Source organism: Mesorhizobium sp. WSM4820 (assembly GCF_055811075.1).
In genome coordinates, this window is record NZ_JBVVQN010000004.1 from 30,430 (window position 1) to 52,569 (window position 22,140).

The 22,140-nt window shown below is 63.0% G+C and carries 23 protein-coding genes and 2 pseudogenes; 6 read left to right on the forward strand and 19 right to left on the reverse strand.

Translation table 11 applies throughout. The features are described from left to right. Positions 1-120: 120 nt before the first annotated feature. On the reverse strand, positions 121-360 hold the full coding sequence (locus AC0L2R_RS08190) for a hypothetical protein (protein WP_473508399.1): 240 nt from the start codon (positions 358-360) through the stop codon (positions 121-123). A gap of 138 nt (positions 361-498) precedes the next feature. Here AC0L2R_RS08190 and AC0L2R_RS08195 point away from each other — a divergent pair, with 138 nt between their 5' ends. Continuing rightward, complete coding sequence (locus AC0L2R_RS08195) at positions 499-1,101, forward strand: cupin domain-containing protein (protein WP_473508400.1); 603 nt, start codon at positions 499-501, stop codon at positions 1,099-1,101. 135 nt (positions 1,102-1,236) lie between these two features. Here AC0L2R_RS08195 and soxA read toward each other — a convergent pair whose 3' ends face one another. The 8 genes from soxA to AC0L2R_RS08235 all read right to left on the reverse strand — a co-directional run bounded on the left by soxA (position 1,237) and on the right by AC0L2R_RS08235 (position 7,524). Continuing rightward, complete coding sequence (gene soxA, locus AC0L2R_RS08200; protein ID WP_473508401.1) at positions 1,237-2,016, reverse strand: sulfur oxidation c-type cytochrome SoxA; 780 nt, start codon at positions 2,014-2,016, stop codon at positions 1,237-1,239. After that, the gene (soxZ, locus tag AC0L2R_RS08205) at positions 2,016-2,336 is read right to left on the reverse strand and encodes a thiosulfate oxidation carrier complex protein SoxZ (protein WP_473508402.1); all 321 of its coding nucleotides are present in this window, start codon (positions 2,334-2,336) and stop codon (positions 2,016-2,018) included. The genes soxA and soxZ overlap by 1 nt, the downstream gene beginning before the upstream one ends. Next, the gene (locus tag AC0L2R_RS08210; RefSeq protein WP_473508403.1) at positions 2,336-2,836 is read right to left on the reverse strand and encodes a SoxY-related AACIE arm protein; all 501 of its coding nucleotides are present in this window, start codon (positions 2,834-2,836) and stop codon (positions 2,336-2,338) included. The genes soxZ and AC0L2R_RS08210 overlap by 1 nt, the downstream gene beginning before the upstream one ends. Before the next feature lie 2 nt (positions 2,837-2,838). Beyond that, a complete protein-coding gene (soxX, locus tag AC0L2R_RS08215; protein WP_473508404.1) occupies positions 2,839-3,189 on the reverse strand; it encodes a sulfur oxidation c-type cytochrome SoxX in 351 nt (116 codons plus the stop codon). Positions 3,190-3,284: 95 nt separating this feature from the next. Next, a complete protein-coding gene (locus AC0L2R_RS08220; RefSeq protein WP_473508405.1) occupies positions 3,285-4,550 on the reverse strand; it encodes an FCSD flavin-binding domain-containing protein in 1,266 nt (421 codons plus the stop codon). Then, entirely contained in the window at positions 4,537-4,881 is a 345-nt protein-coding gene (locus AC0L2R_RS08225) for a c-type cytochrome (protein ID WP_473508406.1), read from the reverse strand. Before AC0L2R_RS08225 ends, AC0L2R_RS08220 begins: the two co-directional genes overlap by 14 nt. After that, on the reverse strand, positions 4,868-7,042 hold the full coding sequence (locus AC0L2R_RS08230) for a xanthine dehydrogenase family protein molybdopterin-binding subunit (RefSeq protein WP_473508407.1): 2,175 nt from the start codon (positions 7,040-7,042) through the stop codon (positions 4,868-4,870). The genes AC0L2R_RS08225 and AC0L2R_RS08230 overlap by 14 nt, the downstream gene beginning before the upstream one ends. 11 nt (positions 7,043-7,053) lie before the next feature. Further along, positions 7,054-7,524: a (2Fe-2S)-binding protein gene (locus AC0L2R_RS08235; protein WP_023798506.1), complete on the reverse strand. Its 471-nt coding sequence runs from the start codon at positions 7,522-7,524 to the stop codon at positions 7,054-7,056. Between the two features lie 310 nt (positions 7,525-7,834). On the opposite strand from AC0L2R_RS08235, the gene AC0L2R_RS08240 reads away from it, so the two are divergent. The 4 genes from AC0L2R_RS08240 (at position 7,835) to AC0L2R_RS08255 (ending at position 11,043) form a co-directional block, all read left to right on the forward strand. Beyond that, positions 7,835-8,554, forward strand: coding sequence for a response regulator (locus tag AC0L2R_RS08240; protein ID WP_023798507.1), 720 nt, complete (start codon positions 7,835-7,837; stop codon positions 8,552-8,554). Further along, positions 8,551-10,032 (forward strand): ATP-binding protein, encoded by a 1,482-nt coding sequence (locus tag AC0L2R_RS08245; protein ID WP_473508408.1) that lies wholly within the window; start codon positions 8,551-8,553, stop codon positions 10,030-10,032. Before AC0L2R_RS08240 ends, AC0L2R_RS08245 begins: the two co-directional genes overlap by 4 nt. A gap of 330 nt (positions 10,033-10,362) precedes the next feature. Then, on the forward strand, positions 10,363-10,848 hold the full coding sequence (locus AC0L2R_RS08250) for a hypothetical protein (protein WP_473508409.1): 486 nt from the start codon (positions 10,363-10,365) through the stop codon (positions 10,846-10,848). Between the two features lie 12 nt (positions 10,849-10,860). Continuing rightward, positions 10,861-11,043, forward strand: a complete 183-nt coding sequence (locus AC0L2R_RS08255; RefSeq protein ID WP_473508410.1) for a hypothetical protein — start codon at positions 10,861-10,863, stop codon at positions 11,041-11,043. A 301-nt stretch (positions 11,044-11,344) separates the two neighbouring features. Here the strand turns inward: AC0L2R_RS08255 and AC0L2R_RS08260 are convergent, their stop codons facing one another. The 4 genes and pseudogenes from AC0L2R_RS08260 to AC0L2R_RS08275 all read right to left on the reverse strand — a co-directional run bounded on the left by AC0L2R_RS08260 (position 11,345) and on the right by AC0L2R_RS08275 (position 15,820). Next, a complete protein-coding gene (locus AC0L2R_RS08260) occupies positions 11,345-11,611 on the reverse strand; it encodes a BrnA antitoxin family protein (RefSeq protein WP_473508629.1) in 267 nt (88 codons plus the stop codon). Positions 11,612-12,031: 420 nt separating this feature from the next. Continuing rightward, a complete protein-coding gene (locus tag AC0L2R_RS08265) occupies positions 12,032-13,819 on the reverse strand; it encodes a cache domain-containing protein (protein WP_473508411.1) in 1,788 nt (595 codons plus the stop codon). 7 nt (positions 13,820-13,826) lie between these two features. Next, positions 13,827-14,825 carry an ABC transporter substrate-binding protein gene (locus tag AC0L2R_RS08270; protein WP_473508412.1) on the reverse strand — a complete coding sequence of 333 codons (999 nt, stop codon included), beginning with the start codon at positions 14,823-14,825 and terminating at the stop codon, positions 13,827-13,829. A 558-nt stretch (positions 14,826-15,383) separates the two neighbouring features. Next, positions 15,384-15,820, reverse strand: a pseudogene (locus AC0L2R_RS08275) (YqaA family protein). A 1,044-nt stretch (positions 15,821-16,864) separates the two neighbouring features. Between AC0L2R_RS08275 and AC0L2R_RS08280 the strand changes: the two are divergent. Beyond that, positions 16,865-17,068: pseudogene (locus AC0L2R_RS08280) on the forward strand (histidine kinase dimerization/phospho-acceptor domain-containing protein); the annotation flags it as partial. 130 nt (positions 17,069-17,198) lie between these two features. Here AC0L2R_RS08280 and AC0L2R_RS08285 read toward each other — a convergent pair. The 6 genes from AC0L2R_RS08285 to AC0L2R_RS08310 all read right to left on the reverse strand — a co-directional run bounded on the left by AC0L2R_RS08285 (position 17,199) and on the right by AC0L2R_RS08310 (position 22,138). Beyond that, positions 17,199-17,483 (reverse strand): copper-binding protein, encoded by a 285-nt coding sequence (locus AC0L2R_RS08285; RefSeq protein WP_091593895.1) that lies wholly within the window; start codon positions 17,481-17,483, stop codon positions 17,199-17,201. A 25-nt stretch (positions 17,484-17,508) separates the two neighbouring features. Next, a complete protein-coding gene (locus AC0L2R_RS08290; protein ID WP_473508413.1) occupies positions 17,509-17,997 on the reverse strand; it encodes a cupredoxin domain-containing protein in 489 nt (162 codons plus the stop codon). 42 nt (positions 17,998-18,039) lie between these two features. Continuing rightward, positions 18,040-19,398: a multicopper oxidase family protein gene (locus tag AC0L2R_RS08295; RefSeq protein WP_473508414.1), complete on the reverse strand. Its 1,359-nt coding sequence runs from the start codon at positions 19,396-19,398 to the stop codon at positions 18,040-18,042. Positions 19,399-19,414: 16 nt separating this feature from the next. Continuing rightward, on the reverse strand, positions 19,415-20,872 hold the full coding sequence (locus AC0L2R_RS08300) for a TolC family protein (RefSeq protein WP_473508415.1): 1,458 nt from the start codon (positions 20,870-20,872) through the stop codon (positions 19,415-19,417). Between the two features lie 315 nt (positions 20,873-21,187). Continuing rightward, positions 21,188-21,622, reverse strand: a complete 435-nt coding sequence (locus AC0L2R_RS08305; RefSeq protein WP_473508416.1) for a hypothetical protein — start codon at positions 21,620-21,622, stop codon at positions 21,188-21,190. Between the two features lie 78 nt (positions 21,623-21,700). Further along, positions 21,701-22,138, reverse strand: coding sequence for a YqaA family protein (locus AC0L2R_RS08310; protein ID WP_091593883.1), 438 nt, complete (start codon positions 22,136-22,138; stop codon positions 21,701-21,703). Positions 22,139-22,140: the final 2 nt, after the last annotated feature.

The window sequence follows — 22,140 nt, forward strand, 5'->3', positions numbered from 1 at the left end:
ACATTGTGCACTTGCTCGGGGCCTCGAGTCTGACGGGTACATCCGTAGGAATCGATACCGGATTTCAAATGCTTGAGTGCTGCTTGCGTGGGCAGCACTCAATATAGTTTCCCGCGGATCTCACCGATGTTCACGGCGTGCCTCCTTTTCCTCGCTGTTCTGCTCCTCACCACCGTCGGGACGGTTGATTGTCACCGTGCATGCAACCAGGGTGTTCCAGTCCGGGCCGTGTTCGATGATGTTATGAAGCTCGGAAATCTCTTCAAGATAATGTTCGATCGTAATCGGGCCGTTCTGGTGGCCGTAGACAAGCACCGCTTTCCAGCGCTTGTCACCATGCAGCGTTACCACGTTACTCATGCCGAATATCTCCTGCGGTCATCGAACAAATCCGGCTGGATTGCCGTGGGCCAAAAGGTAGCGGAACCGACCCGGCATGCAGCCGGTTGAATCGGCATGAAGAGTCGTCCTCTGACAACCAGCAATGCAGGCTACATCATGAGCATTCTGCAGAGTACCAAGAAAGCTGTCGAGCAGGTTACCGGTGTCGCAAGACCGGGCAAGCAAGGAGTAACCGATCTTGTAAGGCGGCGAAAAGCAAATGAGTTTTGGTTCAAGGATGATGGCCTGGTCCCCAATCATCCGTTTTGGCCGCTTGTCGTCTATCGCAGCGCAGTGAGGCTGCCCGAAGAATTTGATCCCGCAGCCGTCTTGGAGGAGCTTTTTGAGGCCAATGGATGGGGGGATAGCTGGCGGAATGCCATCTACGACTACGTTCACTACCATTCACGAATACATGAGGTGCTCGGGGTTGCGGCCGGTACGGCCAAAGTCCGGTTTGGAGGCAAGAAGGGACGAACCCTGTCACTGAAGGCCGGCGACGTCGCGGTTCTTCCGGCCGGCACCGGGCACCAATGCCTTTCGGCGTCCGACGATTTTCTGGTTGTCGGCGCCTACCCTCCATTTGGGACCTATGACGAATGCACGACTGCCCAGGACCATGATGGCGCGCTGGCCACGATCCGGAAGGTAGGTCGTCCACGCAAGGATCCCGTCTATGGGACCAAAGGCCCGCTTCTGCAAAATTGGAAGAAGACTTGAACTAGGCGCAGATCGATCGAAGACAAGCACAGAATGCAAGAGCGTGGGAGTGCGCAGCTCAGGCTACCGGCCGAGCGCCGCATTGCAATCAACTGTCCGTCGGCGGCAGGTGAACAACCATCCCGCTGTCTGGCATCACGGCCGCACGGCCGGCGTCTCGACCAGAAGGCCGCTGGCCCGCTCTGTCAGATGGAGCTCCAGGTCGACGAGTTCGGCTGCGCCGAATTCGAAGGGCTCGGCTCTGACCCCTATCATGCAGTTGCGCAGGCGCCGCTGCAGCGAACCGACCGTCTGCCACTCCAGTCGGTAGAGCGGATAGCCGGTCGGATGCGCCTGCGGGATGACGCTGCCGCCGAGCCGTTTGCCCCAATTGTCGTCGTGGCAGGAGGCGCAGGAGAGCTCGAGCTGTCCGATGCGGCTCTGGAACAGACGCCGGCCGTTGTCGCGAAACCGCGCGAGCCGGGCGTCGGTCGCCGGTGTGATTGGCATGCCGCGCGACTGATGCGTCACATAGGCCGTCAGGGCGAGCAAGGCGTCGGACTCCGGCGCCAGCGGCTCGGCCTGCTGCCGCTCCGCTCGGCAGGAGTTGATACGTCCGGCAAGATCGATCGGCCGGCCCGTCGCCGCATCAAAGGCCGGGTAGCGCGCGGCAACGCCGCGCATCGTCTGACGCGCATCGTCATGGCAGCCGGAGCAGGCGACATCCGCCCTGCCCTGCGCCTGTTGCCAGAGCTGCTCGCCCTGCAGCACCCACAGCATGCCGGGATTGCTCATGTCGTCGGCCTGCAGCGCCTGCGTCTGCGGCGTCATGAAGTCGAAGCCGGAGCGCTTCTCGACGTCTTCGATGCCGGCGGCAGAGACAATGCTGCAAATAGCGGCGACAGCGACGGCTGCAAGCCGCCAGAGCGCATGCATCAGTTCACCGTGATTTCAGCCGACGCCGTTTGGGTCTTCCCGGCATCGTCGGTCCAGGTGAAGTCGATGGTGCCGCTCGTCGTAGCAACCAGCGTGAAGGCAATGAACGGGTTGGCCGACACCGCTGGAAAGAGATCGGCCGAAAACACCTCCTCGCCGTTGTAGGTGCAGGCGAAACGGCGGATGATGTCGCGGGGGATGTTGGAGCCGTTCGGGCCGATACGATAGCCGGTTTCCATGGGATGGGCGATCATCGCCTTGATCTCGATGACTTCGCCCTGCCTGGCCACTTTCGGCACATTGACGAGCGCGCGCGCCATTATGAAAGGTCCTCGATACAGGCAGCCAGCGTGACGATGGCGCTCGCCTGGCTCGACCAGAAGCTGCCGTCGCTCATCTCTGCGACGGCGACAACGACCTGCGAGGTCGCGAGCCGGATCCGCGTCGAGACCATGGCGCGGCCGGAGCGCGCCCCGAGGCGGAAAACTGCGACATTTTCCTCCGGGTTTTTCTCGTTGAAGACCGCGATGCGCCGGACATGGTCGTCTTCTGTCATCGGGCTCTCGGCGACGACTGCGATCCCGACCGCGTTGCCGTTCTCGACCAGGGGCGGCAGGTCGAGCCGGACGCGGCCGTCGAGAACGTTGGCTCCGCCGGTGAAGGTCCGGATCGCTTCCTCGAGGCTCGGACGGGCAACGGCCCAGCGCGGCAGGCTGATCACCAGCAGGCCGGTCATGCCGGCCCGAAGAAACTGCCGCCGTCCGACCAGGCCTGCGTAAACTCCCGGGCCTGCGTAAACTCGAAGCGGGTCTTCGTGCATGATCACCCCTTCAGCGTCGTGAGATAAGCGACGATATCCTCGATATCGGCGCCGCCCAGGATCGGCTTGCCGCGCCAGACGGTGGCAACACGCCGGCCTTGCTCATCCGCGGCCCGATAGTAGGAAGGCATGATCGTGTTCGGCACGAGCCGCTTCATGTCGACCACGCGCAGCCGGATCTGGCCTTCCGAAAGTCTTGCCCCGATGCCGGTCAGGTCGGGCGCCAGCGTGCCGTGCAGATGCGCGTCGGGAAACGGCCCGCTGTGGCAGAGCGTGCAGAGGCTGCGCTGCCGGTCCGCGATCAGCGCGGCGCCGCGCGTCGGATCACCCTTGCGGTCAACCAGAGGTTGCATGATCGCATCGCCGGTCACGACATAAGACCCCGTGTCCTCGCCGGCTGCGGGCGAGGCCGCAAGCTGCAATCCCATAAGAGCCAGAAAAGCCGGCCTCATCGTCCGAACACTTCACTGGTGATCGTCCGGAACCAGTCCTGCGCATAGGCCGCTTCCTGTTCACGGACGGAAAGCGGCGCTTCGAGCGGACTGGTGCCGCCCGCCCCCTCCACCTCGGCAAGCAGCCCGTCACGCGGCTGGTAGACGCCGGCGATCGAAATGCCATAACCGGGCGCGACCAGGCTGTAGCAGGTGTTGATGAGTTTCGGCTGCGCCGGCGGCCGCTCCCTGACCAGGGCGGCGACCGCCGCGGCGCAAGCTTTTGCCTGGGCGTTGGCGCTGAAGGCGGATTTCGGCATCGCCCCGCCGATCGCCGCGTCGCCGATGACGTGGATCGCCGGCTGCAGGCGGGACTCGAAGCTGACCGGGTCGATCGGGCACCAGCCGGTTTGGTCGGCAACGCCGGCCGACTGCGCAATCGCGCCCGCACGCTGCGGCGGGATCACATTGGCGACATCGGCCTTGTGATTGCCGAACTCGGTCACCAGCGTCCTTGTCGCCGGGTCGACTTCCGTCACCCTGCCGCCCGACGACAGCGGCACCCATTCGATCAAGCCGGGATAGAGTTCTTGCCAGGCCGCTTCGAACAGCCGCTGCTTCGAAAAGGCGTCCTTGGCGTCGAGGATGATCAGCTTGGATCTGGGTTTGCTGGTCTTGAGATAATGCGCGATCAGGCTTGCCCGCTCGTAGGGACCGGGCGGGCAGCGAACCGGATTGGCTGGCGCGGCGAGGATGACGACCCCACCGCCCGGCATCGCCGCGAGCTGGTCGCGCAGCAGCAGCGTCTGCGCCCCAGCCTTCCAGGCATGCGGCATGGTCGCCGTCGCCGCCTCGTCGTAGCCCGGCAAGGCGTCGAAGCGCAGGTCGATGCCGGGCGCCAGCACCAGCCTGGTGTAGCCGATGTCGGTACCATCCTCCAGCCGAACGCGCCGGCGCTCGGCATCGACGGCGACAGCCCGCTTGCGGATCAGCGCGATGTCGCCGAACTGGTCATAGCCGAAGGTCTGCGCCTCGATGCCGCGCAGCCCGGCAAGCACTTCATTGCTGAACGGGCAGGCCAGATAGGCGGCCTCTGGCTCGATCAGCGTCACGGCAAGATCGCGATCCAGCCGTTTCAGCGCGCGGGCGCAGCTTGCCCCGGCAAAGCCGCCGCCGACGACGATCACGCCGGGCTGTGTCTGTGCGCGCACCTGCGGCGCGGCAAGGACGGCCGCGGCGACGCTGGCCGCCACGCCGCCGATCAGGGCTCTACGGCTGGGCATGGCGTGCCGCCTCCGGCTTGGCGAGCCATTCGGCGATGGCGCGCGTCTCCTCCTCGGTAAATCCCTTGGCGATGCGGTCCATGACCGTTGCCTTGCGCTCACCGGAACGGAAGGCGTGCATCTGGGCGACGATGTCGTCTGCCGCATGGCCGTCGAGCGAAGGGATGGCTGAGCCGAGTGCCGCCGGCCCGTGACAGCCGGTGCATGCCGTAGCACCAGGCGCCGCGTCGGCCCATGCCGGCGCGCTGGCCAAAAGCGCCGCAAGCAGGACAGGCGCAAGCGCCGGTCCGCCGCGCCTGTTCTTCGCGCGCCTCATTTCATGCGAGGTCATGGTTCTTCAGCGGCAGTGTGCGGATGCGTTTTCCGGTGGCGGCGAAGATCGCATTGAGGACGGCCGGCGCGGCGACTGCGATGGTCGGCTCGCCGACGCCACCCCAGAAGCCGCCGGACGGCAGGATGATCGTCTCCACCGCAGGCATCTCGGCCATGCGCAGGACCTCGTAGCTGTCGAAGTTTTCCTGCTCCATGCGGCCGCCATTGACGGTGCATTCGCCGTAGATGCAGGCGGAAAGGCCATAGACGAAGGAACCCTCGACCTGCCGCTCGACCTGTGCCGGGTTGACGACATGACCCGGATCGGTGGCCGCCACGATGCGATGGATCCTGAGTTGCCCGTCGGTCACCGAAACCTCCGCTGCCGCCGCCACGTAACTGCCAAAACCCATGATCTGCGCCAGGCCGCGGTGAACGCCGGCCGCGGCCGGGTTGTCCCAGCCAATCCGTTCGGCGACCGCCTCCAGCACGGCGAGATGTTTTGGATGTTTGGCCATCAGCTTGCGGCGGAAGGCGAGCGGGTCGACGCCGGCCGCATGGGCGAGTTCGTCCATGAAACACTCGACGTAGAGCGCGTTCTGGTTGAGGTTGACGCCGCGCCAGAAGCCTGGCGGGATCGGCGGGTTGCGCATGGCATGGTCGACAAGCAGATTGTCGACCGTATATCCCAGCGTGCCTTCGGTGCCGCTGAGGACGAGGCCCTGGAAGACCACCGGGTCCATGCCGTTCTGCATGCCCTGCGGCCGTACCGCAGCAAGGATCGACTGGCCGGATATGCGCATGTGCAGAGCGGTCAGGTTGCCGTCCGCGTCGAGCGCGCCCGTCAGCCGGCATCGGGTGGTCGGGTGATAGGCGCCGTGCAGCATATCCTCTTCGCGCGACCACATGAGCTTTACCGGCGTTCCCGGCACCTGCCTGGCAATGCTGACCGCCTGGCGCACATAGTCCTGGAAGTTGCCGCGCCGGCCGAAGCCGCCGCCGAGATGGATCTTGTGCACCTCGCATTGCTGCACCGGCAGGCCTGCGGCCTCGGCCGCTGCAGCAAGGCTGGCCTCGCCATTCTGGGTCGGCACCCATACCTCGCAGCGCTCCGGCGTGTAGAGCGCCGTCGCGTTCATCGGCTCCATGGTCGCGTGGTTCTGGTAGGGGAAGGCATAGGTCGCCGTGACCGTCCGGCCGGCGGCGGACAGGGCAGCACCGGCGTCACCATGCTCGGCGCCGATGAAGGCGTCGTTTGCGGCGAGTCCCTCTTCGAGCATCGCCGCGATCGAGGCGCTGGTGACCTGCCTGTTGGGACCTTCGTCCCAGACGATCGGCAAGGCATCGAGAGCGGTCTTCGCCCGCCACCAGGTGTCGGCGACAACCGCAACGGCGGTCTCGTCGACCTGAACGACAGTGCGCACGCCCGGCATGCCCGCCACCGCCGCCGCGTCGAAACTCTCCACCTTGCCGCCGAAATACGGGCAGGCCCGGATCGCCGCGTTGAGCATGTTCGGCAGCTTGAGATCGCTGCCGTAGACCTGGCTGCCGTTGAGCTTGTCGGCGGTGTCGAGCCGCGGCAGCGGCTTGCCGGCTATGGTCCAGTCCTTCGGGTCCTTGAGCGTGACATTGGCGGGCGGCGTCATTCGCGCGGCGGCGGCAGCCAGCTGTCCATAAAAGGTGGCGCGATCCGACGCTGCATGCGTGACTATGCCCATCCTTGCGGTGCATTCGCTGGCCGGGACGCCCCATTCGGCGGCCGCGGCGGCGATCAGCATCTCGCGCGCAACGGCGCCGCCAATGCGCACATACTCGTGCGACTCGCGGATGCCGCGGCTGCCGCCGGTCGAGAAATTGCCCCACACGCGGTCGCGCGCCAGGTTCTGGGCCGGCGACGGGTATTCCGTCGTGACCTTGGACCAGTCGCAGTTCAGCTCCTCGGCGACGAGTTGCGCAAGGCCGGTCAGTGTCCCCTGCCCCATCTCGGAGCGGGCGATGCGGATGACCACCGTATTGTCGGGCCTGATCACCACCCAGGCATTGATCTCCGGCGCCGCCTCGCTGCCATCGGCCAGTGCCGGCTTGATGAACGGCACGTTGAATCCGAGGGACAAGCCGCCGGCTGTGGCGGCCACGCCGATGATGAAGCTGCGGCGGGAGAGGGAAATTGTGGCGTTCATGACTGCTCTCCTCAACCGCGTTGCGTGGCTTCGCCGGCCTTGGCGGCCAGCTTGATCGCGGCGCGCACCCGGTTGTAGGTGCCGCATCGGCAGATGTTGGTGATCTCGGCGTTGATGTCCTCGTCCGCGGGGTTCGGGTTCTGCATGAGCAGGCCCGCCGCAGCCATGATCATGCCGGCCTGGCAGTAGCCGCATTGCGGCACATCGAGCGCCAGCCAGGCCTGCTGGACCGGATGCGAGCTGTCCGGCGAAAGCCCCTCGATTGTGGTGATTTGCTGGTCGGGCTCGACCGCGCTCACCGGAAGCACGCAGGAGCGCGTGGCGACGCCGTCTATATGGATGGTGCAGGCGCCGCAGGCGGCAACGCCGCAACCGTACTTCGTTCCGGTAAGCCCGATCTGCTCGCGGATCACCCACAGCAGCGGCGTGTCCGGATCGACCTCAATGTCACGTGGCGTGCCGTTGATGATCAATCTGGCCATTGTGCAATCCTTTCGATCAAAGGCTGGCGAGGATCGAGTCTGATGCCGCCCCTGGCGACAAAGACCGGACGTCCCGGCTAGCGACGGGGCCAAGTTAGGCGGGAGCTGTCGCAGAACCTTGTCCCGAACACCGGCAGTTCATCGCAAGTTGTCGCGGGCGCAGTGCTCTGATACATTTCGTTACACTTCTCACGCTTTGTTGATGTCGGGCGAGATTGCCGCCATGGCGCGGAAGGTGATCATCCGTGTAGACGCAAACTAGATATCGTCGATACTGACCGACTATTCAGCGGCGACCTTGGAGCATTGCATGGAAGTGGCGCAGCACATCGCGGTCGTCGACGACCACAGGGACATCCGCGATCTCGTGGGGAAATACCTCACGCAGCAGGGTTATCGCGTCAGCGTCGCCGACAGCACGGCCGCGCTCAAGCGGCTGCTCGACCGCAGCCTGCCCGATCTTATCGTCCTCGATGTGATGATGCCTGGCGAGGACGGCATTGCCGCCTGCCGGCACGTGCGCGGAACGGTCGACGTTCCGATCATCTTCCTTACCGCCATGGCCGAGGAGGTCGACCGGATCGTCGGCCTCGAGATCGGGGCCGACGACTACCTGACGAAGCCGTTCAATCCGCGGGAATTGCTGGCGCGGATCAAGGCTGTGCTCAGGCGCGTCCACAGCCTGCCGCCGCAGCGCGGTCGGCTCAAGTCGAATGCGCTGCGCTTCGACCGCTGGACCCTGAATGTCGGCCGCCGCGAGCTGGTCGGGCTCGACGGCGTGGCGGTCGCGCTCAGCACGGCCGAATTCCGCCTTCTCACCGCTTTTATCGAGCATGTCGGGATCGTGCTCAGCCGGGATCAGTTGCTCGACCTCACCGTCGGGCGCTCGGCCGACGGTTTCGACCGGGCCGTCGACAACCAGGTGAGCCGGCTGCGCAAGAAGATCGAGGCGGACCCGAAGAATCCGATGCTGATCAAGACGCACTGGGGCGGCGGCTACTGCTTCACCGCCGAGGTGGCCCAGGCATGATGCTGTTATGGAGACGCAGCCTGGCGGCCCGCTTCCTCATGCTGGTGCTGCTTGCGCTCGCCCTGTCGCAGGCGATCACCTTCCTGATCTCGTGGGACGAGCGCGGACAGGCCCTGCACGCGGCGGCCAAGGGCGAGTTCGTCAGCCGCACGTCCTCGCTTGCCATTTTGCTGGACACGACACCGCCCTCGCTTCGACCCGACATCCTCAACGTCAGCGGCACCGCCTATACGCGCTTCTGGACCTCGCACGACGGGCCGAGCAATCCCCTCGCCTGGCAACAGGAGGCGCTGACGCAACTCGCCAAGCCGCTGCCCGGCATTGCCGCCAAATATGCCGCCTACATGAACGGGCAGGCCTCGAACGCGGTCGCTGCCGCCGATCCTTCGGTGCCGCCGCGCATGCTGGACCTGTCCGGCAGTGGCAGCCCGTTCACCCGACCTGCCAAGTTTCTTTATCTGGACGGCGCCCCAAACGGCATGGGGCTTTCCGTCCGCCTTGACGACAGCACCTGGCTGAATGCCGCCTACGCCAAGGTGATGCCGAGCGCCTTCTGGACCGCGCAATCGGCGATATCGCTGGGGCTCACCGCACTCATCCTGTCCGCCATAGCGATTTTCGGGGCGCAGGCAATCGCGCGTCCGCTGCGACGGCTCGCCAATGCCGCAGAACTGTTCGGCCGCGGCGAGGCCGTGCCGCGGCTGCCGGAATCAGGGCCGGACGACATCCGCCAGACCGCAGAGGCGTTCAACCGCATGCAGGAGCGCCTGCAGCGCTTCGTCGAGGACCGCACGCGCATGCTGGCGGCGATCAGCCACGACCTGCGCACACCGCTGACCTCGCTGCGGCTGCGCGCCGAGTTCGTCCAGGATCACGATCTCCAGGAGAAGATGCTGAAGACCATCGAGGAAATCCAGACGATGACGGAAGCAGCGCTCGCCTTCGCGCGCGAGGACGCCGCGGTGGAGGAGACGCGAACCGTCGATCTTTCGGCGCTGGTCGGCAGCCTCTGCGACGACCTCGAGGAGCTGGGCCAAAACGTCACCGTCAGTGACGGGCCAAAGGTGCTGTACCGCTGCCGGCCGGACTCGCTGCGCCGGGCGATCCGCAACCTCGTCGAAAATGCCGTCCGCTATGGCGAGCAGGCCAAGGTGAGCCTGGTCAGGCGCACCGACAGCCTGGACATCGTGGTCGAGGACGCCGGGCCCGGCATTCCGCAAGCCGACATGGAACAGGTGTTCGCGCCCTTCTTCCGCCTGGAGCAGTCGCGCAACCGGGAGACCGGCGGCGTCGGGCTCGGCCTGTCGATTGCCCGCGCCATCGCCCGCCACCACGGCGGCGATATCGTGCTGGAAAACCGGAGCAACGGCCTTCGCGCGATCATCAGGCTGCCGCTCATCGACATGGCCAGGCAGCTTGCCCCGGCGCCGGTGCCTGAGACCAGCCCTCCGACCGGACTGCGATCCTTGCCGGCTTGACCGAAACCGTCCCGCGGTCGCGCCAGGCGCTCACATTTTCCTAACATTGTGACTAATTAAACGGCGCGCCATGATCGCGGCCCGGTGCACGAGCCGGACGTCCTCGGCGGCCAGCCGGTGTTTGCGGGAACGCCTCGTCCATGACGTCGCCGACATGTTGCCAATGGCGACACGGCCGCAGTGATCCATGCCGCTCATTCGCCGCTGTCCCTTGACCAGATCGGGCTCGCCGCGAATTATGCGCTCGCCTATCCACGGCGGGTTGGCCGCCGGCGAACCCCAGCGGATGCCGTCGGCGGACCAAAACAACGGCTTGGGAGGGGAAGCGGCATGAGCGGCAGCGCCTGGATCAGTCGCGTCAGGAGCGACTCGCGGATCGGCAACAAGCAGGGTCTGCGCGCAAAGTTCTATGGCCAGGACTGGGAGCCCGCGCGCTTCGAAATCCCTGTTGCAAGTGAGAGAGTGCTTGCCGCGCTGCGTCGTCACAGACAAGGCGTCCCGCTGGAGCGAACCGAGATGACCGAAGCGGTCGCAGTGTGGGAGGAAACGCGCTTCAAGAGGGTCGGTGACCTGTTCTATGCCGGGCCGTTCATGGCCGTCAAAGGCAAGCTGGCGGAGGTGCTGTCGCGCTTCAATCTCGGCGCCGGCGGACTCGTGCCCCTGCCGGTCTACAAGGCCGATCTGGAAACGCCGGTAAACGGGGAGTTCTTCCTGCTCAATTTTGGCGGGCCTAAGGACAGCTTCCTACCAGAGCAATCCAACAGCGAAGCGATCCGAAAGCTTTATTACGACAAGGCAATACAAAGGCAAATCTGACGTGTCGAATCATTGGTCAAGGACGATGGCCTTGCTCTGTCGCCTGCCGCGCTGGAAGGCGCCGACCTTTGGAGCGAGCAGACGGTATTCAACGACATTTTTATGAGTGACGACCTGGTCGCTGCGTTGCGTGCAGCAAAAATCAAGATTGATTTCAGGCTTAGCGCAAGCCGGATCGAACGGGGCGGGCAATAGGCGCGGTGACTCAGCGCGATTTCGAACTGGGTGCCTACACCTGCCTCCTGCCGCAGCAGTTTACGGCAACAGACGAACGGAATCCGGGTCCGCTTGATAAGGTCTACGAGATCGAAACTCTGTGTACGCCACCTCCGGTGTGCTTATGGGCGGCAAGATCGTGGCGCCGCCAGTGGTTACCCAGCAATCATCGCGAGCTTTCGAGATTATCTCTGAGGCATGGCCAGCAAACCTGTCAAACCGACGTGCAGAACATATTCAATTTGGCTCGCCGCCAGCTCCGCCGGCGGCTCTGCGATGCTCAGGTGATGTCGTCCGGACGGTCGTCCTCGGCGGCGATCCGCTTCTCGACGATGGCCCGCAAAGCGTCGTTAATACGATCCTGCCAGCCCGGTCCGTCGCCCTGGAAATAATCCAGGACAGCTCGATCAATCCTGATTGAAACAAGTTCTCTGACATTTGGAGCAGCTGCGGTTTCGCGAACCGGTGCGGCCGGCTTCCTGGCGGGCTTGAAGGCGGCTTCGGCGGCAGCCAGTGGATTTGTCGGTCGGCGCGGAGGATTTGCCATTGATGGTCCTGACTCGAGATAACGAAAGGATGAGACATGCAACGCAAAACGCATCTGAATGCCTCGGCCCACTGCCTGGAACAGAGAATCGAATGTCGACGCAAGAGGCAATGGTCTCGCCTCCCCGGGAGGAGAGGAAATGCGCGCCATTGCACTATGTTCCGGCGTGTTGGTGGCTACGCCCTCGATGGCGGCGGTGCAACTGGCCCCCTGTCCATTATTGGGACATAGATTCACGGTAGCGTTTCGTCGATGCCTGATCGGCAAGGTTCGACCTTAAGCGGAAGCTCGTTCGCCCCGGCCGAATTCACGCCCATGACCCTTAGCTGCCGTCCAATCGCACGATCTCGATGGTCCGGTTTAGGGTGACGAGTTGCCATTCGCTCCAGCCGCGTGCCCAAAGATCGGTTTTCAGCCGACCTAGCTTCTCGCGCTGATTTCATTCGCATCAGGAGCGAAATCTGACTTCATGCTTCGCGTTGCAACATCATATACGGGTACTTGCTCGTCGAAGCCCTTGAGGGGACGCATGCCAAGCGCGGCTACCGGAATCTTCCCACCCACCGCCCGCGCCACGGAATGATCGATAAGGATTTGCCGATCATCAGCCGACGAACACAGTCTAGACGCCAAGTTTACGACATTGCCGATCGCGGTGTAGTCAACGCGGGCTTCATAGCCAATTCGACCGACCGTTGCCCATCCCATCGCGAGCCCTATGCCGAAACCGACTGCATGGCCCCGCAGACGCCACGCGGCGATCAGGCGCTGAACGGCCTCCTGCATGTCGATTGCCATCTCGACTGCGCGAAGCGCCGGCTCCGCGCACGGCACGGGGGCGTTGACAAGCACCATCAACCCGTCCGCCGAGAAGTTGGTCAGCGTCGCCTCGTAGCGTGTGATGATCGCGCCGAGAGCCTCGTAGTAGTCGCGCAACACCTGCATGACGTCATCGGGTTCGGCGTGGGCCGAGAACGCGGTAAAGCCGCGTAAATCGCAGAATACAGCGACCACTTCCGCCCGCTGGCCTGCGAGCACGCTCTCGTCACCGGACTTTTCCACAAGTTCCGCGACCTGCGGTGCGAGAAAGCGTTTCAGCCGCGCAATCCGCTCCGAACGATCCCGCGATATGGCGAGTTCCTGCGCCATCTGATTGAACCGGACCGCCAGCCGTTCAAGTTCATCTCCGGTGGCGATGTCGATCCGGTGATCGAACTGTCCGGCCCCGATTTTTTCGGTGCCCTCCTCCAGCAGGCGGATCGGGCCGGTCATGCGCCTGGCAAGCCAGTAGGCGAGCGCCGCCGCTAAGGCGATTGCCGCAAGCAACAGGCCGCCAGTCCGCCACAAAGAAGCATAGAGCGGTGCAAACGCCTCTGCCTGCGGCTGCTCGACGAACACAGTCCAGCCAACACTGGGGATCGGTGCCATCGCAGTCACGACGCGTTCATCCTCGGCGTTGCGGGCCGTCGTCGCCTCGCCACCTGCCGTGGCGATCTCGTCCCGCAATCTGAGCAGGGCCGCCGCCGTGTTCTCGTCGGTGCCCCGCAACACCTTGCTGATGTCTGGGTGAGCGATGATCCGGCCGGTCTGGTCGAGAACAAATGCGTGGCCGCTGCGCCCCACACGAATTTCCGAAATGACTACCCAAATGAGCTTCAGGTTGATCTCGACGACGACGACGACGGAACTCAGTCCCCACAGTGCCATGGTCATGAACGGTTCGGAGCCATCGCGATAGGTGACCGGGCCATACCATATGCCCGTCGACAGGGCTCCCACTACGGCAGGATCACCTGAGCGATCCAATCCTCCTTCAACCCTGTTCAGGCCAATGCGGGAGACGTGCAGCCGCTCCACGCCGGTACGGTCGATAAGACTTATGCTGACGATTGCAGGGGCGCGGCGCATCGCCCGCAGGGCCTCGAGCCGATGCTGTCCCAGGTTGTCGGCGGTCAAGGTCCTTTGGACCATCCAGCGGAGCTGATCCCTGATGCCGTCGAGAAAGCTCTGCATCCTGCCGGCTGCCGATCTGGTCTCGACCCGCAAGAGAGCACTGAGCATGGCACGCTGGTCGCGATAGCCGAACCAGGCGTCGCTGATGCCGCTGGCAGCTATCGGGACAATGACGGCGGCGAACAACGCGATGAAGTATTTCCGAAACAGTGGTCGGCGCACGGGAGCGGCTTCGCGATGGATCGAATCCCGCACATCATCCTCATTCGATGACTTCGTCAGCCATGACCAGTACGGTCTGCGGCAGATCGATGCCCAGGGCATTGGCCGTTTTCAGATTGATTGACAGCTCGAACTTCGTTGGCTGCTCGATCGGCAGGTCGCCTGCCTCGGAGCCCTTCAAAATGCGGTCGACATAGAAGGCGAGCCGATGTCCCATTCCGCTATAGTCCGCCGAATAGGCCATCAGGCAGCCGGCTTCGGTGAACCATGGCCCCCAGGCCATGGTCGGCAGGCGATGCTCGATCGCTAGGGCGGCAATTTGCGGCGACAGCGAGGACAGCATGAGGTCGGGCAGCACGAAGACCGCCTGCGCGCCCGCGGCCTCCATGCGCGAGAATGCAGCATCGAGTTCGTCCGGATCGCTGACCTGCTGGATATTCAAGGCAACTCCGAGCTGGTGGGCCGCACTCTTTGCGTCCTCCTCGAAGGGCAGATAGTTGACCACCGGGTTCGCCAGCACGCCGACTGTGGTCAGCTCTGGTATTGCCTCCACCAAAAGCTCCAGCCGTTTGGCGGCGAGTTCGGTGGCGTAGTAGCTGACCCCGGTGAGATTGCCACCCGGCTTTGCGAGGCTGCTCGCCAGACCCGCCGCGACCGGATTACCGCTTATGATGGTCACGATCGGAATCACATCGGTCGCTTCGTGGGCAGCATGCGCCGCCGGCTGCGACGTCGTGACGATCACGTCGACCGGGAGTTGCACCAGGTCTGCCGCCGCTGCAGCCAAGCCACTGTCGTGCTTGCTCGCGCTTCGGCACTCGAAGCTGAGTTCGCTCAGCGTGTGGCCGAGTTCGCGAAGCCCTCGCATAAACGATCCGAATTCACTAGACTCGCCCGTATACGGCATGTCGCAAGGCCACCAGGCGATAAGCCCGATCCGTGGCATCTGAGCTGGCGACTGCTGCGCAGCCGCAACAGCGGGAAAGCTCATCGCCAGCGCGCCGGCGAGATTGAGGTAGTGTCGTCGTTTCGGTTTCATCCGGGCACCCTCGCCGCCCCCCGGCACATAGTGGGTGGGATCGTGAGATGGCTAAGCGCAACCCGAAGAAGCGGCGCACAAATGAGCCGGACTTTTCAGGTCCGGCAAACATAACCGATACTGCCGCGGATTGGTATGGGTAAGGACGTTCTCCGCCCTCTCAGGCGGCTTGGGATCAGTTTGCCTTGTAGCGCGTCCCCGGGGAACGACCACTTTGATCTACAACTGCCATTCGCTGTTGTCGCCTCGAACAGCTGCTGTTGGCGCTAGCTGCTCGTTCCGATCGACGAGACGAATGGCAACATTCCACCCTAAGCGGGAGTCCAGCCACGGGGTCGAGCGTCATAGATTTTCATCGCTACCGTATATCTGTGTCCCAACAATGTACTGGGGCCAACTGGTCTTTGCGCTGCCAAATTTCCAGACGCCACCGTGGCCATGGTCAGGAATCGTGATCCGGCTCGCGGGTTCGAAGAGGAGCATTCTTCATGCCGACGCTTTGTTGCGTGCAACCAAAGGTGAACGCAACTGCCTGCTGCGATGGCTGCCGTTTCGATTTCACATCAGACCTAGCACCGCTCCGGCGACAACCACATAACGCGAAACTTTCGCGACGGCGACGATTGCGACAAAGCTCCATAGCGGCTCGCGCAAAACCCGGCGACCACGGTCAGCGGATCGCCGATCATCGGCATCCAGCTTAACAGGAGCGACCATTTTCCATAACGGCGATACCATTTCATGGCGCGGTCGAGCGTCGCCGGACGCAGCGGAAACCAAGGCTTGTCCCGGAAGCGTTCGAGCCCTCGACCAAGACTCCAGTTCACCACAGAACCCAGCACGTTGCCCAGGCTGGCGACAAGAACCAGCATTGTGGGCGAGTAAGAACCGGCAGCGAGGAGCCCGGCAAGGGCGGCCTCCGACTGCGCCGGGAGGACGGTTGCCGCAGCGAAGGCAACAGCAAACAGGCCGCCGTAGATGGCAAGGATATCCATCTAGGTTTCGCCTTGCGGAGCGGGCTTCAGGGTTGCACATCGATTACGACCATCAGTCCGCCACCGCCCTCTCCCTCAACATTGTTGTTGCTCGCATGGTGCCCGATATCCGTGATGGATAAACATTTTCCGGGCCGACGCGGCTGCTAGACGCGACACCGCCTTCCCCATCGCCCCAAAACCACAGGATAACGACTTCCGGTCGCTGGGAAGGTCAAGAGCTTTCCGCCAGTGGCCTCTGAACATTAAAGGGGCACGGATATGCGGTAGCAGGATCAAGTCATAAGCAGGGCCGCTCCATCTCCATCAGCCGCTCAGCGGCAAACCCGATCATCTCGCGCAGGATATCGGCGTCGGGGTCTTCTCTACGAGCGTGCGCAGGTTCATCATGTCGTTGGTCATCGGTGGTTCCTTCAAATCAGGTTGTGTCAGCAACTCAACCCTACCGAAGAAGATCGATGACCGCCGCTACGCCGCTCGCTCGCTACAGCGCTGTTGAGGGCGCGCGCTCGCGAGCGGCTTCGCTACCGCCGACCTACACCACGCGGTGGGACACGACCGACTGGCAGGAAAGGCCGAGCATGACCGTCTCGCGGTCTGCACTGCAGCGGTCTCAACAGGAACCGTCCAAATGCACCGTACTTTCCGGCGAATCTTAGCGACAATGTTGATAGCCTGGGGTGTCGGCTACGCTGTCGGCTACGCGCAGGCGCAAAACCCGCTCATCATCACGGCACCAGTCTCCGGTCAGACTATTGATGGGACGCTCTCCTTTTCAGGGACGGCTGCCGTCAACAGCATCACGCGGCGCGGAACTATTCGCGGGCAGACCAATACCGGGGTCGAATGCCGAGGGACAACTACCATCAACCTTACCTTTTCGCGTGGAGAAGGAACGATGGTTTGCGGACGACTCTCAACCCGATTCGTGTTCTCGCTGACCCGCAGACAACCTCCAACTGGCACAGGAACGGGAATCCTTTCCGATGGGCGAAGAGTGGTCTTGAGAATAGGACGATGACCCCAAAGCGACAGGCACGCCCGCTCAACCGCATGCAGGAGCGCCTGCAGCGCTTCGTCGAGGACTGCACGCGCATGCTGGCGGCGATCAGCCACGACCTGCGCACTCCGCTGACCTCGCTCCGGCTGCGCGCCGAGTTCGTCCAGGATCACGATCTCTAGGAAAAAATGCTGAAGACCATCGAGGAAATTCAGACGATGACGGAAGCAGCGCTCGCCTTCGCGCGCGCGGGCACCTGACGATTGGCAAGAGAATCTCTGGATAACATTCTGCGCGGCCCCCTCGTCATCAAGCGCATTTTTGCCTGATCGGACGGCGGCCGCGGGTTGATTTGCAACCCGCGGCGCTAGTCGTGGATCACTTGATATCGGTGACCGTGATGCGGCCGTTGACGCGGTCGGCTGCAAACTCGATTGCCTGACCCGCTTTGACCTTCTCGATCATGCCGTCCTCCGCGACGACGAACACCATCGTCATCGCTGGCATGTCGAGATTGGTCAGCGGCTCATGCTTGATCGTCAGCTTTTTCTGCTTGGCGTCGACTTTGACGACTTCGCCTTTCACGTATTCCTGTGCGAACGCGCTCCCGCCGATGGCGAGCGCGAGCGCGAGGGTCGAGAAAGCTCTTATCAATATCTTCATGACTGCTTCCTTTGCGATTTGGGGGTTAGTGGGCGACGGTGATATCGCCCTTCATGCCGGAATCGTAGTGACCCGGGATCAGGCAGGCGAAGCCGAATTCGCCGGCGTTGGCGAACGTCCAGATGATCTCGCCTCTGGCGCCGGGCGCCAGCCGGATCGAATTGGGATCGGCGTGCTCCATCTCGGGGAATTTCTCCATCAGCGCCTTGTGCTCCATGATCCCGTCATGGACGTCCATGACGAATTCGTGGTCGACTTGGCCCTTGTTGACGAACTCCAGGCGAACGGTCTCGCCCTTCATCACCTTGAGCACGGCCGGCTGGAACAACATTTTTCCGTCGTCCTTCTCCGACATTGAGATGTTGATGGTCCGCTTTGCCTTGCCAGCCTCGCCAGGGCTGCCGATCGGCATCGTGGCGGCTTTGTCGCCATGGCCTCCAGCGTGGGTTCCACCGGCAAGAGCTGCTCCCGAACTGACCGCCATCAAAACAGTCGCTGCGATTATATGTTTCATGCTGCACTTTCTCTCATGGTTGAGGTTGAGGGGTTTCGGTTCTCATCCCTGTTTGCCGTGACCGCCGTGCACTGCCGGGGCCATCGTTTTTGCGTCGCCTGATTTCGTCGGAGCGGGGACATCCCCCTTCCACTCGTAAGCCACGGTTCCCTCCGGGTGCTGGTACCAGCCCGGATCGGCATAATCGTTCGAGGCGAGGCCCTCGCGAACCTTCACGACCGAGAACATGCCGCCCATCTCGATGGCGCCGAATTGGCCCCAGCCGGTCATCATCGGGATCGTGTTGTCGGGAAGCGGCATCTCCATCTCGCCCATGTCGGCCATGCCGCGGTCACCCATGGCCATGTAATCGGGCTGGACCCGGCGGATTTTGTCGGTGACTTTTGAGTTGTCGACGCCGATGTACGTGGGCACGTCATGGCCCATCGCGTTCATTGTGTGGTGCGACTTATGGCAATGGATTGCCCAGTCGCCCTCATATTTGGCTTCGAACTCATATGCCCGCATGGCGCCGACGGGGATGTCGATCGACACCTCCGGCCACCGCGCCTCCGGCCGGACCCAGCCGCCATCGGTGCAGGTCACCTCGAAATCGTAGCCATGCATGTGGATCGGATGATTGGTCATGGTCAGGTTGCCCACCCGGACCCTGACCCGGTCGTTTTTCGCCACTGGAAGATGGCTGATCCCCGGAAAAACGCGGCTGTTCCATGCCCAGAGATTGAAATCCGTCATCTCCATGATGCGCGGGACGTACGACCCCGGTTCGATGTCGAAGGCGTTCAGCAGGAATACGAAATCGCGGTCCACGCGCATGAACTTCGGGTCTTTGGGATGAATGACGAAGAAGCCCATCATGCCCATGGCCATCTGGACCATTTCGTCGGCGTGCGGGTGGTACATGAATGTGCCGCTCTTCACGAGGTCGAACTCGTAGACGAAGGTCTTGCCGGGCGGGATGCCGGGCTGGGTTAGACCGGTCACTCCGTCCATGCCGTTGGGCAGGATCATGCCGTGCCAATGGATCGTCGTGTGCTCCGGCAGTTTGTTTGTTACGAAGATGCGGACTCGATCGCCCTCGACCGCCTCTATGGTCGGGCCGGGAGATTGACCGTTGTAGCCCCAGAGATAGGCAGTCATGCCGGGCGACATCTCGCGCTCGACCGGCTCGGCCACCAGATGGAACTCCTTCACGCCGTTGTTCATGCGATGCGGAAGGGTCCAGCCGTTGAGCGTCACGACCGGCTGGTAGTCGGGTCCGCTCGTCGGGAAGATCGGAGGCTGCATGTCTGGGGACTCCATGATTGCAGCGTCGGGCAGCCCCATCGCGGACGTTTTGGTCCATGCAGTGGCGCCGGCAAGCAGGGCTCCCGCGCCTAGCAACTGACGTCTTGAAAGCATTTTCTTCTCCTTGAGTTCAGTGGCCTTCGGCGCCCGCTTCGGCTGCTGCCGGTGCGTCGCCGCCCCCGGACGAGCCTGCGCCGCCACCGTGGATGGCGGTCCCGAGATTGACGTCGGCCAGCCAGAAATTGCGCTTGGCGTTGAGGGAAAGCATGATCGAGCTGATTTTCGCGCGTGTGTCCGCCAGCAGCTCGAACGTGTTGGTGATCATGCCGTTGTAGGTGAGGAGCGATTCCGCCTCGATCTTTGTTCGCAGCGGCACGACATTGTTGCGATAGTGTCGGGCAATGTCGTAGGTCGAACGATAGGCGTCATAGGCGGATCTCGCCTCCGAACGGATGTTGACCGCCTTTTCCGCCATCCGATTTGCAGCTTGCATGTAGTCAAGTTCGGCCTTGCGCATGCGTGCCTTGCCGGTGTCGAAAATCGGAATGACGAACTCGAGCTCGAGAGTGGGTGAGACACTCGTCTCGGTTCCGCCCTCCTCGGCCTCCTCGCGTTCCACCTCCACGCCGGAAAGCAGTTCCAGATCGCTGACGTAGCGCGTCGCCTCGGTCAGACCGTAGGATTTCGCCAGCGCTTCCAGCTCAAGTTTCGCGATCTCAAGGTCGACGCGATTTCTTAGCGCCTCCGCCTCGATTGCGCGTTTGGCCTTGGCGCCTTTGGGCAAGGCTGGAAGCATGTTGGGGACTGAGTAATCGACATCCGGTCCCCATAGACCCATCAGCCGGGTGAGCTCTTCCTTGGCGGTGCGGGCGGCGAGCCGCGCCTCCGCCGCCTGACCGGTGATCTCGGCATAGAAGACGTGTTCGCGGGCCTGGCCGGTCTTTGTGAAGGCGCCCGTCTCTCCAAGTTTTTGAGCGAGTTCGGAGGCAGCATCGGCGGCGGCTTGCGCCTTGCTCAGATAGGAAACGCTCTCCCAGGCCGAGACGGCGTTGATCCAGGCCCGCCGCGTGTCCGCGGCCAGTCGTAACGTTTCTTCGGCGGCGCGGAGCTGGCCCTGACGAAAACGTGCATCCGCGACTGCGATGCGCCGCTTGTGAGTCGCCAGCGCAAGGATGTTGCTGACCACCGCTCCTTCAATCGTCCGCACAGGATCGACGCCGATCATGCCGATCGAGATCGTCGGATTGACGAGCATCGATTCCTGCCACATGTCGGCCGCCGACAGGCCGATCTCGGCGTAGGCGGCCTGCAGGCCCTTGTTGTTGAGCAAGGCGACCTGCACCGCGGTGTCTGGACCGATTGTTTTCTTCTGGACGAGGCTTTTCACGCGCTCCGAAACCGTCCGCGCTCCCTCGCTGGATTGCACCCAGACGGTTTTCTTGCCGGTCACGGATTCGGCACGTGCCGCGACTGTCGTGAAACCAGCCATGGGGGCTGAGATGCCATCAAGGGCCCCGCTTGTCGTGCATCCGGCAGCGATCAGCGGGATGGTTACCATCGCAGCTATGGTCAGGGGCCGGCGCTTCATGATCCGGCTCCCGGGTTCGCAGAGGAGCGTTCTTCATTGAGACGCCGCCAATTCTGCGGGTCGACTGGCTCCCGGTGGCTATAGACGACGACCGGATGGTAGTGCGCATCACGGACGCCCATTGCCGGATCGGCCGGATTGAAGGTGGGAAGGATGTCCGGCGGCGTGGTCGCCGCACATCCGGTAACTAACAGCGATGCGAGCATCGCGGAGCTTGCGATTTTCATTGTAGACCTGAAGCATGACGTATGCGTTTGGCCGCGCGGGAACGGATTCCCGACGCTGCGCGCGAACGCCCGAAGAGGGCGCGTCAGTTCAGATGTGTTTGGGGGGCCTTATCAGCGCTGCGTATTCGCCAAGCGGCAAAGTCACGGCAACGACCGACGCAAAGCAGCGGGAGACAACATGCTCCAAGTCAGGGCATTCGACCGGCACCGCATGTGCCGGTGCACAATGGACTTCGCAGGTTTTGTCCGAGGATTGCTTGTCGCCGTGATGATGCTCCGACGTGTCCGCGTCGTCCGCCGTGGCGCCATGATGGCCCATGTCGTGCGCGGGTGTCTCGGCCTGCACATGCACTCCGGAGTGAAAACCCGTGGCGTTGGCGGTGGCAAACAGACCAGGCTGAAGAGCCGACATGACCAGGAATACGACCGCCAGCATTGCTCGGAGCGGTATGTTTCCCAAGATCGAGATTCGACCAACATTCGTCATCGTGCCCTTGGGACAATTGTTCGTCTGGTTTGTCAAGTTCGCGTGCGTAAGGTTTGTTGCAACGCAACCAAAAGTGAACGCCACTGCCTGCTGCGACGCGTCTGCATTTCGATTTCACATCAGACTCAGCACCGTTCCGGCGACAACCAGATAACGCGAAACCTTCGCCAGGGCGACGATCGCGACGAAGCTCCATAGCGGCTCGCGCAAAGCCCCAGCGACCACGGTCAGTGGGTCACCGACGATCGGCATCCAGCTTAACAAGAGCGACCATCTTCCATAGCGGTGATACCAGTTCGTGGCGCGGTTGAGCGTCGCGGGACGCAGCGGAAACCAGGGCCTGTCCCGGAAGCGTTCGATCCCTCGACCAAGACCCCAGTTCACCACAGAACCCAGGACGTTGCCCAGGCTGGCGACAAGAACCAGCATTGCGGGCGAGAAGGAATCCATGGCGAGGAGCCCTGCAAGGGCGGCCTCCGACTGCGCCGGGAGGATGGTCGCCGCAGCGAAGGCAATAGCAAACAGGCCGCCGTAGATGGCAAGGATATCCATCT

Coding starts and splice junctions, on each gene's coding strand:
- AC0L2R_RS08190 (WP_473508399.1), bottom strand. CDS start 360: ATGAGTAACGTGGTAACGCTGCATGGTGACAAGCGCTGGAAAGCGGTG.
- AC0L2R_RS08195 (WP_473508400.1), top strand. CDS start 499: ATGAGCATTCTGCAGAGTACCAAGAAAGCTGTCGAGCAGGTTACCGGT.
- soxA (WP_473508401.1), bottom strand. CDS start 2,016: ATGCATGCGCTCTGGCGGCTTGCAGCCGTCGCTGTCGCCGCTATTTGC.
- soxZ (WP_473508402.1), bottom strand. CDS start 2,336: ATGGCGCGCGCGCTCGTCAATGTGCCGAAAGTGGCCAGGCAGGGCGAA.
- AC0L2R_RS08210 (WP_473508403.1), bottom strand. CDS start 2,836: ATGCACGAAGACCCGCTTCGAGTTTACGCAGGCCCGGGAGTTTACGCA.
- soxX (WP_473508404.1), bottom strand. CDS start 3,189: ATGCAACCTCTGGTTGACCGCAAGGGTGATCCGACGCGCGGCGCCGCG.
- AC0L2R_RS08220 (WP_473508405.1), bottom strand. CDS start 4,550: ATGCCCAGCCGTAGAGCCCTGATCGGCGGCGTGGCGGCCAGCGTCGCC.
- AC0L2R_RS08225 (WP_473508406.1), bottom strand. CDS start 4,881: ATGACCTCGCATGAAATGAGGCGCGCGAAGAACAGGCGCGGCGGACCG.
- AC0L2R_RS08230 (WP_473508407.1), bottom strand. CDS start 7,042: ATGAACGCCACAATTTCCCTCTCCCGCCGCAGCTTCATCATCGGCGTG.
- AC0L2R_RS08235 (WP_023798506.1), bottom strand. CDS start 7,524: ATGGCCAGATTGATCATCAACGGCACGCCACGTGACATTGAGGTCGAT.
- AC0L2R_RS08240 (WP_023798507.1), top strand. CDS start 7,835: ATGGAAGTGGCGCAGCACATCGCGGTCGTCGACGACCACAGGGACATC.
- AC0L2R_RS08245 (WP_473508408.1), top strand. CDS start 8,551: ATGATGCTGTTATGGAGACGCAGCCTGGCGGCCCGCTTCCTCATGCTG.
- AC0L2R_RS08250 (WP_473508409.1), top strand. CDS start 10,363: ATGAGCGGCAGCGCCTGGATCAGTCGCGTCAGGAGCGACTCGCGGATC.
- AC0L2R_RS08260 (WP_473508629.1), bottom strand. CDS start 11,611: ATGGCAAATCCTCCGCGCCGACCGACAAATCCACTGGCTGCCGCCGAA.
- AC0L2R_RS08270 (WP_473508412.1), bottom strand. CDS start 14,825: ATGAAACCGAAACGACGACACTACCTCAATCTCGCCGGCGCGCTGGCG.
- AC0L2R_RS08285 (WP_091593895.1), bottom strand. CDS start 17,483: ATGAAGATATTGATAAGAGCTTTCTCGACCCTCGCGCTCGCGCTCGCC.
- AC0L2R_RS08290 (WP_473508413.1), bottom strand. CDS start 17,997: ATGAAACATATAATCGCAGCGACTGTTTTGATGGCGGTCAGTTCGGGA.
- AC0L2R_RS08295 (WP_473508414.1), bottom strand. CDS start 19,398: ATGCTTTCAAGACGTCAGTTGCTAGGCGCGGGAGCCCTGCTTGCCGGC.
- AC0L2R_RS08300 (WP_473508415.1), bottom strand. CDS start 20,872: ATGAAGCGCCGGCCCCTGACCATAGCTGCGATGGTAACCATCCCGCTG.
- AC0L2R_RS08310 (WP_091593883.1), bottom strand. CDS start 22,138: ATGGATATCCTTGCCATCTACGGCGGCCTGTTTGCTATTGCCTTCGCT.